The 12,321-nt window shown below is 66.5% G+C and carries 9 protein-coding genes and 1 pseudogene; 1 reads left to right on the forward strand and 9 read right to left on the reverse strand.

The genetic code is table 11. The features are described from left to right. Positions 1 to 429 precede the first annotated feature (429 nt). The 3 genes and pseudogenes from D6860_RS24850 to D6860_RS24860 all read right to left on the reverse strand — a co-directional run. A pseudogene (locus D6860_RS24850) lies at positions 430 to 1,444 on the reverse strand (IS66 family transposase); the annotation flags it as partial. 619 nt (positions 1,445 to 2,063) lie between these two features. Continuing rightward, positions 2,064 to 3,161 (reverse strand): AAA family ATPase, encoded by a 1,098-nt coding sequence (locus D6860_RS24855; protein WP_017466874.1) that lies wholly within the window; start codon positions 3,159 to 3,161, stop codon positions 2,064 to 2,066. Positions 3,162 to 3,476: 315 nt separating this feature from the next. Then, positions 3,477 to 5,765, reverse strand: a complete 2,289-nt coding sequence (locus D6860_RS24860) for an adenosylcobalamin-dependent ribonucleoside-diphosphate reductase (protein WP_076623570.1) — start codon at positions 5,763 to 5,765, stop codon at positions 3,477 to 3,479. 146 nt (positions 5,766 to 5,911) lie between these two features. On the opposite strand from D6860_RS24860, the gene D6860_RS24865 reads away from it, so the two are divergent. Next, positions 5,912 to 6,343 carry a DUF1489 family protein gene (locus D6860_RS24865; protein ID WP_076623569.1) on the forward strand — a complete coding sequence of 144 codons (432 nt, stop codon included), beginning with the start codon at positions 5,912 to 5,914 and terminating at the stop codon, positions 6,341 to 6,343. Positions 6,344 to 6,382: 39 nt separating this feature from the next. Here the strand turns inward: D6860_RS24865 and D6860_RS24870 are convergent, their stop codons facing one another. From D6860_RS24870 to xdhC, 6 genes are all read right to left on the reverse strand, one after another. Next, complete coding sequence (locus tag D6860_RS24870) at positions 6,383 to 6,907, reverse strand: YdcF family protein (RefSeq protein ID WP_308420246.1); 525 nt, start codon at positions 6,905 to 6,907, stop codon at positions 6,383 to 6,385. Between the two features lie 83 nt (positions 6,908 to 6,990). Beyond that, a complete protein-coding gene (locus tag D6860_RS24875) occupies positions 6,991 to 8,061 on the reverse strand; it encodes a BMP family ABC transporter substrate-binding protein (RefSeq protein ID WP_076623568.1) in 1,071 nt (356 codons plus the stop codon). Between the two features lie 44 nt (positions 8,062 to 8,105). Beyond that, complete coding sequence (locus D6860_RS24880) at positions 8,106 to 9,014, reverse strand: ABC transporter permease (protein WP_017468125.1); 909 nt, start codon at positions 9,012 to 9,014, stop codon at positions 8,106 to 8,108. Continuing rightward, entirely contained in the window at positions 9,014 to 10,099 is a 1,086-nt protein-coding gene (locus tag D6860_RS24885; protein WP_076623567.1) for an ABC transporter permease, read from the reverse strand. Before D6860_RS24885 ends, D6860_RS24880 begins: the two co-directional genes overlap by 1 nt. A 66-nt stretch (positions 10,100 to 10,165) precedes the next feature. After that, positions 10,166 to 11,689: an ABC transporter ATP-binding protein gene (locus D6860_RS24890; protein WP_076623566.1), complete on the reverse strand. Its 1,524-nt coding sequence runs from the start codon at positions 11,687 to 11,689 to the stop codon at positions 10,166 to 10,168. Beyond that, a partial coding sequence (gene xdhC / locus D6860_RS24895) for a xanthine dehydrogenase accessory protein XdhC (protein ID WP_128549323.1) occupies positions 11,656 to 12,321 on the reverse strand: 666 nt, incomplete at its 5' end. The genes D6860_RS24890 and xdhC, both read right to left, overlap by 34 nt.

Genomic DNA, 12,321 nt, shown 5'->3' on the forward strand with positions numbered 1-12,321 from the left:
AGATGAATCCCGCACGGGATTTGTGCAACAGAGCCATGAGAATCCACTACTAAGGCGCATTGAGAACCAAAAGTCTTATAGGTTATCAAGCCCAAAAGTGCGAATGGCTATACGGACCATGTTGGCTATCAAAGAGGGTAAAGTCGTCCGTGTAATTAAAGACATATAGACATTAGGCAGCAGAAAGTCATCCCGCTTCGTTTTTGCGTCAATGGAGCGGCAACGCGCGATGTGGTTAATGGTCTGTTCCAGCTGTAGGTGAGTGGCGCTAGATGATCCGGCTCAAGGTCCGTTGCGTCCGCGCTGCTGAGCTCTGCGCGCAAGGCCATGCTGCGTAATGCGTGAATGACTGGTCCGCTCAAGCTGCACCGCAGCGCTGATGATCTTGGCGAGCGGCCGGTATGGTAACCGGCCGGTCAGGACCACAGCTCAAGCGACGGCCTTGGCCTCTTTGGATTGCGGCATCCAGTTCCACGGCAGCAGCTCGTCGAGGCGGTTGATCTTGTGGTCGCCGATGCGGGCCAGGATGTCTGCCAGATAGGCTTCGGGGTCGTGGCCGCTGAGCTTCGCGCTTTCGATGATCGTCATGGCTTCCGCGAGGGTTTCACCTCCGGCATCGGCCCCGGCGAAGAGCCAATTCTTCCGACCAATCACCACGGGCTTGATCGCACGCTCGGCCGGGTTGTTGTCGATGGCCACGCGGCCGTTCTCCAGGAAGAGCGTGAAGGAGGGCCAGCGGCGGAGCGCGTAGCGGAAGGCTTTGGCCAGTGCGCTCTTGCCGGAGACCCGGCCGAGCTGGGCCTCCGACCACGCCTTGAAGTCCTCCGCCAGAGGGCGCGTGCGGGTCTGCCTAACGCGCCGCCGCTCTTCGGCGGAGCAGCCGGTGATCTCGCGTTCAATGTCGTAGAGCGGCCGATACGGTCCAGCGCCTCCCGGGCGATCTCCGACTTGGTGCCGGTCCAGACATCGTGGAAGTCCCGGCGCAGGTGTGCCCAGCAGGCGGCCTCCCGGATGCGCACCGCGCCGGTGGCATCGGGCTCATAGAGCGCCTTGAAGCCCGTATAGGCGTCCGCCTGGAGGATGCCGCTGAACTCGGCCAAATGGCGGTGCGGATGCGCACTCTTCCGGTCCAGTGAGAAGAAGTAGGCGACACCGGGCGGCGCTGTCCCGCCCCATGGTCGGTCATCCCGGAGGTAGGTCCAGATCCGGCCCTCCTTCACGCCCTTTCCCAGTCCCTCGAGCCGCTTGGAGCGGTCGAGCACTCGCACCGGGGTGTCGTCCGTTGCCCGGCAGGCGCATGCGAAGCATGCTGCCGAGAGGGGGCATGGAGGCGGTCGGCGGTCATCACGTCAGCCCTGATCCGCGCCATGAGCGGAGAGAGCACCCGCACACCCTGGCCGCACCAGTCGACGAGCGTCGAGGCCGGGATATCCGCGCCCATGCGGGGCTCTGTTGCACAAATCCCGCACGGGATTTGTGCAACAGAGCCCTCCGGCGCTGTAAAGCAATTGTAACCTTCGCCCCCTCCCGTCTTCAGGTGCGCGTGTCCTTGTGACACGCACCTGACGACGGGACGTCGGGGCCGGATCGGGTTGGGTCGTGTCGGGTTCTTACACTGACACGGAGGATCGCTATGCTCGATCTGTCTCTGCCCGACTGGGCTGCCGATGTGGCGCCCGACGATATCGTTCTGTTCCGATTTCCGGTTTCCAGTGGCTCCGGGATCATCAAGCGGCGGCCTTGCCTGGTCGTAGATCGCAGACGGTCGGGTGTCGGGAACCAGACGCAACATAGTAAACTCGACTCCCTGCCCATCGCTGACCTTGGCATCCATCGCAGCAAGAGGGTTCAGTTCCGATAGGGTTTGAATGGCTGCTTTGGTCAAGGAGCAGCTCTGGATTCGCCACCGCAGCGAAGGTCGGCTCTCCGCCCTTCGTGACGGCGCCTGACGTAAAGTTGCGCCTTGCAGGAATGCCGCTTGGGCTGCCCCCCGCCAGCTGCTGCCATCAGCCCAAGCGACTACTTTGGTCTTGGCCGACCTAACGCGCGCTCGCATCAACCACTCAATGCGACAGCGGGCTGCTTGCCATGGCCTCCGCCCTCGACAGCATCCTGGACACGTGGCGCAGATTGATCTCATGCGCCTCAGCAATCTGGTCGATCACCTCGCAGATGGCGCCCAGGGCAGCATCAGATAGCCCCCGTCGTGCGCCCTCGCGCTCCGCGAAGGAGATGAGATCACTCTTGCCGGGGCCGGCGAGGCGCAGGATGTCCAGGCGGCTCAGGAATGGGGCCGGAAGCGTCCTCAGGCTGTTCGAGGTCAGGACCCAGCTGATCCAGGACATGTCGAAACCGACCTGGTAGTAGGGGCACTTCCAGGCCACGGCAGACGAGCGTTCCAGCAGCGGCAACAGCCCCTCGGCCAAGCCGTAGGCCTGCCCCTTGGTCGAGGTCGGTATTCCGGCCTTCTCGATCTCGTCGACCACCACGATCGGGTTCGCGCAAAGGCTCTGCACGATGGTCTGCAGGGGCCGTCCAGGGAAGGCCGAGCCCCAGCCGCGTTGCGAGCCGTTGACGACAAAGGAGGCCTGCTCTGCGGTTCCCTCGATGCCACAACGCGGCACCCCGAGATGGCGCCCGAGCTCGCGTGACCACACGCTCTTGCCAATCCCCGGCGGGCCGTCGAGCAGCACGGGTGGCAGACGGAATCCGGGCTCCCCTACCCGCACCGAGCGGCGCATCGCCTTCCAGAGGAAGTCAGTGGCGGCCGCCATCCAGGGCATCTCGGCATGAATGGCCGCGGCGATCTCATCGGCGTGGTGGTCGCTGTCGATGCCGACTAGATCCGCACCGCCGCGGAACACCTCGAGCGCGCGCCGGTCATCCGCGCTGAGATGGCTGAGCCCGGAAGCCTTGGCGCGCGCGCCCATTACCCGGCGCGCACGGCGCAGCACCTTGTTCCGGTCCTTCTCCGAGAGATGCACCGCGATGAGGTCCTCGTTCCAGCGCAACTCATCTTCAAAGTCTCCCGGAACCTTTGGGGACACCCCGTCCTGAAGGGCACGGAGCTTGCGCAGATGCCACTCGAAGCGGCGCTTGAGCGCGAACTCGTTCTCGTCGGGGTCGGCGAAGCGCGCATCGATGAACTTAATCTTCGTCATGGAGGTCCTTTCTGGCGCGTTGCGCCATGCCCTCGGGCAGAGGCTCTGCTGGAGGGGGAGGTTGGAAAGAACCCGGCCGGATTTGCCCTGAGGGATGGCGAAAGCGCGGCTGGCCGTCAACGGCGCCCACCAGGACGGAGCGCTCTGACGGCGCATCAAGGGCCGTAAATCCGCCAGCCCCGCAAGTCATTGATGTAAAAAGAAACCACCGGCTGCAGCGCAGCCGATGGTCATTAATCCTGTGCTGGAATGGACAAATTACCCCGGAAATGGACAAGATTTAGTGGGTCCTACAGACTCATCCTCCAGCACCCCTCACCCGCACTTGGAGTGGCCGCAGCTCGAGCAGGTCATGCAGCCTTCAACCATCATCAGCGAGAACTGGCCGCAGGAGGGGCAGGCCTTGCCGCGGGGGGCGTCGAGGCCGACGACCTTTGCCTGCGGGTCGGACTTCAGACCCTTGCCCTCACCCTCTAGGAAACCGATCGAGATCATGTGACGCTCGATCACGCCACCGATCGCGGCGAGGATCGAGGGGATGTACTTGCCCTGCACCCAGGCGCCGCCGCGCGGGTCGAAGACCGCCTTCAGCTCCTCGACCACGAAGCTCACGTCGCCGCCGCGACGGAAGACCGCCGAGATCATCCGGGTCAGCGCCACGGTCCAGGCGTAGTGCTCCATGTTCTTGGAGTTGATGAAGACCTCGAACGGGCGACGGTGACCGCCGACGATGATGTCGTTGATCGTCAGGTAGATCGCATGCTCGCTGTCGGGCCACTTGAGCTTGTAGGTCGTGCCCTCGAGCGCCTGCGGACGGTCGAGCGGGTCGGCCATGTAGATCACGTCGCCATGCGGCTCCGACGGCTCGGAGGACGGGGTGGCCACCACCTCGGGGGCCTCCTTCTTCTCTTCCGAGACGCTCAGCACCGAACCGGTGACGTCGTTCGGCCGGTAGGTCGTGCAGCCTTTGCAGCCTGTCTCGTAGGCCTGCATGTAGACGTCCTTGAAGCCTTCGAACGAGATGTCCTCGGGGCAGTTGATGGTCTTCGAGATCGAGCTGTCGATCCACTTCTGCGCCGCTGCCTGCATCCGCACGTGCGATTGCGGATCGAGGGTCTGGGCGTTGACGAAGTAGTCGGGCAGCTCGGCGTCGCCGAACTTGTCGCGCCACATCTGCACCGCGTAGTCGACGACCTCTTCCTCGGTCCGGGTCCCGTCCTTCTGCAGCACCTTGCGGGTGTAGGCATAGGCGAAGACCGGCTCGATCCCCGACGACACGTTGCCGGCGTAGAGCGAGATCGTGCCGGTGGGCGCGATCGAGGTCAGCAGCGCGTTGCGGATGCCGTGCTCGCGGATCGCCTCGCGAACGTCGTCATCCATGTTCATCATGTTGCCCGAGGCAAGGAACTTCTCGGCGTCGAACAGCGGGAAGGCGCCCTTTTCCTTGGCCAGCTCGACCGAGGCGAGATAGGCCGCGCGCGCGATGCGGTGCAGCCAGGCCTCGGTCTGGGCCGCCGCTTCCTCGGTGCCGTAGCGCAGGCCCTTCATCAGCAGCGCATCGGCAAGGCCGGTGACGCCAAGCCCGATGCGCCGCTTGTTCTGCGCCTCTTCCTCCTGCTGGGGCAGCGGGAAGCGCGAGGCGTCGACGACGTTGTCCATCATCCGCACGGCGGTGGCGACAAGACCGTCGAGATCCTCGTCGCTGATACGCGCGTCATCCGAGAACGGATCGGTCACGAGACGGGCAAGGTTGATCGAACCCAGCAGGCAGGCGCCATAGGGCGGCAGGGGCTGCTCGCCGCAGGGGTTCGTGGCGGCGATCTGCTCGATGTAGCTGAGGTTGTTGGCCTTGTTGATGCGGTCGATGAAGATCACGCCGGGCTCGGCGTAATCGTAGGTCGCCTTCATGATCTTGTTCCACAGGTCCCGCGCCTCGACGGTGCGGTAGACCTTGCCGTCGAACTTCAGATCCCAGGAGCCGTCGGCCTTGACCGCTTCCATGAAGGCATCGGTGACCAGCACCGAGAGGTTGAACATGCGCAGCCGGGCGCTGTCGGACTTGGCCGAGATGAACTGCTCGACGTCGGGGTGGTCGCAACGCATCGTCGCCATCATCGCGCCGCGGCGCGAGCCGGCGGACATGATCGTGCGGCACATGGCATCCCAGACGTCCATGAAGGACAGCGGGCCCGAGGCGTCGGCGGCGACGCCGTGCACGATCGCGCCCTTGGGGCGGATCGACGAGAAATCGTAGCCGATTCCCCCGCCCTGCTGCATGGTCAGGGCGGCTTCCTTCAGCATGTCGAAGATGCCGGCCATGCTGTCCGGGATCGTCCCCATGACGAAGCAGTTGAACAGCGTGACCGAACGTGCGGTTCCGGCACCGGCGGTGATCCGGCCGGCGGGCAGGTATTTGAAATCCTCGAGCGCCGAATAGAACGTGTCTTCCCAACGGTCTGCCTCGGTCTCGACCGAGGCGAGCGAGCGCGCGATGCGGCGCCAGCTGTCTTCCACGGTAACGTCGACAGGCGACCCGTCCGATTCCTTGAATCGGTATTTCATGTCCCAGATCTGTTCGGCGATGGGGGCGGCGAAACGGCTCATGGCAGCAGGAATCCCTCTTTGGCAGACGTGCCTCGTAACAGGCTCGATCCTACCACGTCCAGCCCCTTTCCGGCCAGATTCATACCACGGCTTGAAACCGCGCGTGGCATACCTACAATATGCGGTGAAATTCAGCGGGGGCATCCGTGGACAAGTTCACCCATCTCATCAAGCTCAGCGTCGGGACCGACAGCATCGAGACGCTTGCGGCGTGGCAGCAGAGCGGCGCCGCGCAGACCGCCGACGGGCTGCCCTGCCATGTCACCCGCATGTGGCCGCGCCGCGAGGCAGAGGTTCTCAACGGCGGCAGCATCTTCTGGGTGTTCCAGGGGCTGATCCAGTGCCGCCAGCCGATCCGCAGGCTCGACCGGGTGATGGGCGGTGACGGGATCGAACGCTGCGCCATCGTGCTCGAGCCGGGGCTGATCCGCGTCTCCCCTGCCCCGCGCCGCCCGTTCCAGGGCTGGCGCTATCTCAAGCCCGAGGACGCGCCGGCGGACCTGCCCGCGAACCGCCAGGACGAAGACGAGCTTCCGCCGGAGCTTGCCGGCGCGCTGGCCGAGATCGGCGTGCTCTGAGTCACCTCCAAGGCCCGCGGCAGGCCCCCCTGCCCCGGATCACTTTCCACGCCCGCGCAGCCAGTACCAGACAAACGCCGGCACCTCCCGCAGCGCTGCGCGAATCTGTGCCGAGGCCTTTGCGCCAGCAAGCGGCGGCGCAGCGCCGGTGGCGGCCAGCCCCGAGCGACGCGCCACCAGCCACGCGCGCGGCAGGTGGTAGGCGTCGCTCACCAGCACCACCCGACGGCTGCACAGCCGGGCCAGCAGCGGCAACGCGAAACGGATATTCTCCTCGGTGGTGGTCGACTGCGGCTCGCACAGGAGACGCTCTGCAGGCACCCCGGCCTCGAGGCACAGCGCGCGGATGACCTCGGCCTCCGACGGCGGATGCCGCCCTACCCCGCCACATCCGATGATCGCGCGCACCTGCCCCTCGTGCCAGAGCGCCGCCGCCTTCAGCGCACGGCGCCGCAGCGTGGGCGAGGGGCGACCTCCCGGCCAGACGGCCGCGCCGAGCACCAGCGCGACGGGCCGCATGTCCGGCCCGGAGGCCTCGGTCGTGTCTGGGCTGGAGATGCTCACGCTTCGCACCGCTCCTTCAAAGAAGAACACCGCCGGAGCCTGCGCGCCGACGGTGTCCCTCATGCGTTGTCAGATCGTCTGGATCAGTTCGGGATCTCGCCCGAAACGCCTTCGACGTAGAAGTCCATGCCGGCCAGCGTGCCGTCGTCGGCAACTTCGCCCTCGGCCAGCCAGGCCGAGCCGTCCTGCTTGTTGATCGGACCGGTGAACGGGTGGTAGTCGCCCGCCGCGATGTCTTCCTTCATCTGGGTCACGGTCTCGAGCACGTCGTCGGGGATCGGGCCGGTGAACTCGCCGATGCCGACCATGCCGTCACCGATGCCCTGCCAGACGTTCTGGCTTTCCCAGGTGCCGTCGACGATCGCCTGGACGCGTTCGATGTAGTAGGGCGCCCAGTCGTCGATGATCGACGAAATGCGCGGCGTGGGCTTGTATTGCGCCATGTCGGCGGCCTGACCGAAACCGTAGCCGCCGGCCTTCTCGAGCACCGCCAGCGGTGCGGTCGAGTCCGTGTGCGCCAGCACCACGTCAGCGCCCTGGTCGAGCAGCGCCTGCGTCGCGTCGGCTTCCTTGGCCGGGTCGAACCAGGTGTTGAGCCAGACGACCGCGATCTCCACGTCGGGGTTGGCCTGCTTGGCGTGCAGGTAGGACGAGTTGATGCCGCGGATCACTTCCGGGATCGGGAACGAGCCGATGTAGCCGATCTTGTCGGTCTCGGTCATCGCACCGGCAAGGTAGCCTGTGATCGCCCGGCCCTCGTAGAAGCGGGCGGAATAGGCCGACACGTTCTCGGCGGTCTTGTAGCCGGTGGCGTGCTCGAACTTCACGTCCGGGAACTTCTCGGCCACGTTGATGGTCGGGTCCATGTAGCCGAAGGAGGTGGTGAAGATCAGGTCCGCGCCCGACAGCGCCATCTGGGTCAGCACGCGCTCGGCGTCGGCCCCCTCGGGCACCGATTCCTGCTCGACGAGCTCGATCTGGTCGCCGAAGTGTTCCTTCATCTTCATCGCCGACTCGTGGTGGTGCTGCGACCAGCCACCGTCGTTGACCGGGCCGACGTAGACGAAGCCGATCTTCGGCACGTCCTGCGCAAAGGCCGCGCCGGCGGCAAGGCTCAGCGCGGCGGCCGATGCGAGAAGGGTTCTGCGTTTCATCCGGAGTATCTCCCTGTTTTCAACTTTGTTGACTGTGTGACGCCTCAGGACGAGGCGTGGAACGAGCGGCCGAGCGAGCCGGGTGCCCCCTGCGCGCCACGGGCCGAGATGATCACCAGCACGATGATCGTTATCAGGTATGGTGACATCGACAAGAGCTCGACCGGAACGGTCGTGCCCGCCGCCTGAAGGTTGAGCTGGATAACCGTGACTCCCCCGAACAGATAGGCGCCGATCAGCACCCCGAGCGGCCGCCACGAGGCGAAGACGACGATCGCCAGCGCGATCCAGCCGGCGCCCGCGGTCATGCCCTCGGTCCATTGCGGCACCCGCACGAGGCTGACGTAGGCGCCTCCGAGGCCGGCACAGGCCCCGCCGAAGGCGATGGCCGCCATGCGCAGCCGCACGACCTTGTAGCCGAGCGCATGGGCGCTGGCGTGGTCCTCGCCCACCGCGCGCAGGATCAGGCCGGTGCGGGTGTGCTTCAGGAAGATCCATACCGCCACCACCAGCGCAAGGCTGAGGTAGACCACGAAGTCATGCGAGAAGAGCATCCGCCCGAGCACCGGGATGTCGCCCAGCAGCGGGATGTCGAGCTTCGGCAGGCTCGGGGCCCGCTGGCCCTCGTAGTTCGAGCCGATCAGCGCCGAGAGCCCCAGCCCCACCAGCGTGAGCCCGAGACCGGTCGCGACCTGGTTCGACAGCAGGTATTGCGTCAGCAGGCCGAAGCTCAGCGACAGCACCGCCGAAGCCACGGCGGCCCCCGCGAAGCCCAGCACCGGCGAGCCGGTCGAGACGGCGATGGCGAACCCCATCACCGCGCCGGTGATCATCATGCCCTCGACCCCGAGGTTCAGCACGCCGGATTTCTCGACCACCATCTCGCCGAGGGCGGCGAGCAGGATCGGCGTTGCCGACACCATGATCGAGGCGACAAGAAGAACGGGATCCATCAGGCCACCTCCCCGGTGCCGAACCGGATGCGATAGTTTGTGAAGACGTCGGTCGCGAGCAGGAAGAACAGCAGCATTCCCTGGAACAGCTGGATCGACGCGCCCGGCAGACCGAGCATGAGCTGCGCCAGCTCGCCTCCGATGTAAGTCAGCGCCATCAGCAGACCCGCGAGCAGGATGCCGAAGGGATTGAGCCGCCCGAGGAACGCCACGATGATCGCGGTGAAGCCATAGCCCGAGTTGAAGTCGATGGTGATCTGCCCCGCCGGGCCCGTCACCTCGAAGAGCCCGGCCATGCCCGCAAGCGCGCCCGAGATGCCGAGGCAGAGGAACACGATCCGCGTGGGCGACACGCCCGAGAAGCGCGCCGCGCGGGGTGCCTCGCCGGTGAGCCGGACGTTGTAGCCCTGGATGTGGCGCGCCATCAGCACGTAGGCCGCGATGACCGCGATCAGCGCCGCGATGACGCCCCAGTGCATCCCGGTGTCCGGCAGAAGCTCGACGTTTTGCACCGCCGGCCACTGCTTGAAGTTGCGCGAGCCGGGAAAGCCCATGCCTTCGGGGTTGCGCAGCCAGCCCGACGATGCCGAGGCCAGGATGTTCTCGGCCACGTAGACCAGCATCAGCGACACGAGGATCTCGTTGGTGCCGAAGCGGGTCTTGAGGATCGCCGGGATCATCGCCCAGGCCCAGCCACCGAGCGCACCGGCGACGACCATCAGCGGGAACAGCAGGATGCTCTCGGACGGGTAGAAGGCCAGCCCCACGGCAGCGCCGGTGACGGCGCCCATGATGTATTGCCCTTCGGCCCCGATGTTCCAGATGCCCGCGCGGAAGCCAACGGACAGACCGATCGCGATAAGGATCAGCGGCCCCGCTTTCACCAGCAGCTGCGGCCGCGAATACGACGCGAACTGAGGGTGGAACAGCGGATCCCAGAAGATCGTGCGGATCGCCTCGAGCGGCGGCTTGCCGAGCGCGGCGAACATGATCCCGCCCACCACCATGGTCAGGATCACCGCGAGGATCGGCGTGATCCCCGTCCACAGCCGCGACGGCGTCGGTCGTCTCTCGAGCCGGATCATCGCGCGCCTCCGCTGCCGCGAGCGATGGTCCGTTCGTCGCGGAAAACAACCGCCTGTTCCGGCACGTCAGCCGTCCACATGGGCCACCTCCATGTCGTGTGCACCGCCCATCATCAGGCCGATCTTCTCGATATCCAGTTCCGCCACCCGGCGGGTGGGCGAAAGTCGCCCCTCGTTCAGCGCGCCGAAGCGGTCGGAAATTTCCATGAGTTCGTCGAGGTCCTGGCTGATGCAGATGATCGCCGCGCCCTGTGCCGCGAGATCCAGCAGCGCCTGCCGGATCGCCGCCGCCGCCGCGGCATCGACGCCCCAGGTCGGCTGGTTGACCACGAAGACATCCGGGCCCTGCATGATCTCGCGTCCGACGACGAACTTCTGCAGGTTGCCCCCCGACAGCGCCCGGGCGGCGGTTCCCGCCCCCGGCGTGCGCACGTCGAAACGGTCGATCACCTCCTCGGCAAAGCCCTGCGCCTTGCGCCAGTCGATGAAGCCGCGCGACAGAAGGCCCTTGCGCCGCGAGGCGGTCAGCACCGCGTTCTCGGTCAGGCTCATGTTCGGCGCCGCCGCGTGGCCGAGCCGTTCCTCGGGGCCCGACAGCAGGCCTGCGTCACGGCGCCGGATCGGGCCGTCGCGGCTGATGTCGCGGCCGCGGAACCAGATCGAGCCCTTCGGCGACAGCCGCTCGCCCGACAGCGCGGCGAGAAGCTCGTCCTGCCCGTTGCCCGCGACGCCGCCGATGCCCAGCACCTCGCCGGCGCGGACCTCGAACGACACCTCGCGCAGCGGCGTCCCGAAGGCCCCCGGCGCCGGCAGCGAGAGCGCGTCGCATTTCAGCAGCACCTCGCCGGTCTCGCCGGCACGGGCCTCGGGGGTGGCGAAGCTCGAGCCCACCATCATCTCGGCCATCTGCCGCGCCGTCACATCGCGCGGGGTGCAGGTGCCGACGTTCTTGCCCAGCCGCAGGATCGTCGCCTCGTCGCAGAGCGTGCGGATCTCTTCCAGCTTGTGCGAGATGTAGAGGATCGACGTTCCCTCGGCCTTGAGCTTGCGTAGCGTGTCGAACAGGATCTCGACCTCCTGCGGCGTCAGCACCGAGGTCGGCTCGTCCATGATCAGCAGCCGCGGGTTCTGCAACAGGCAGCGGATGATCTCGACCCGCTGGCGCTCGCCGGCTGACAGCGTGCCCACGATCCGGTGCGGATCGAGCGGCAGCCCGTAGGTCTCCGAGACCTCCTTGATCTGCCGTGCGAGGTCGCGCATCGGCGGCGGCGTCTCCATGCCCAGTGCCACGTTCTCGGCCACGTCGAGCGCGTTGAACAGCGAGAAGTGCTGGAACACCATCGCAACGCCCGACAGCCGTGCGTCCGAGGGCTGGCCCGGCGCATAGGGCGCCCCGTCGAGGACCATCTCGCCACGGTCCGGCTTCACGAGACCGAAGATCATCTTCACCAGCGTCGACTTGCCCGCGCCGTTCTCTCCGAGAAGCGCGTGGATCTCGCCCTTCAGGATGTCGAAGGAGACGTCGTCGTTGGCCACGACGCCGGGATAGGCCTTGGTCAGGCCCCGGATGCTGAGAAGTGTGTCTGACACGCCCTGTCCCCTGTTTGCCGCCCAAGTAGCTGCGCCGCCACGCCGATGGCAATGGCCTGCGGATGCTTGCCCAGCGATTTCTGCCCAATCGGACAGCATATGCGCATGATTTGCGCATCCGCATGACCCAGCGTCAGCAGCCGGGATCGGAACCGCGCCCATTTCGTCTCGGAGCCGATCAGCCCGGCGAAGCCGAAGCCATGCGCCAGCAGCCCGTGGCAGAGCGCGAAGTCGAGCTCGTGGCTGTAGGTCAGGATCAGGTGCTCCGCATCGCGCGGCGCATGGCGCACCAGCCGCGCGGGCTCGGCGGCGGGCACCACGGTCACGCCCGCCGACACCTCGGCCGGGAAGCGCTCCGGACCGGTGTCGACCCAGGTGATCGCAAGCTCCGGCACACCCGCGAGCGTCGCGACGATGGCGCGGCCCACGTGACCCGCGCCCCACACCCAGAGCGACCGGGCGGGGCGCGCCACCGGCTCGACCATCCAGCCCTGCACCAGCTGTGGCTCCGGCGGCAGCCCCTGCCCCCGCGCTCGGTCGAGCAGCCGTGCCACGGCCAGCGGTTGCGCGCCCGGCCCACGGGCCACGACCTCCTGCCCGTCGAGCGCGGCCAGCGCGGCCGCGTCGAAATG

This window comes from Salipiger sp. D13, assembly GCF_003703915.1.
Classification (GTDB): Bacteria; Pseudomonadota; Alphaproteobacteria; order Rhodobacterales; family Rhodobacteraceae; genus Salipiger; species Salipiger profundus.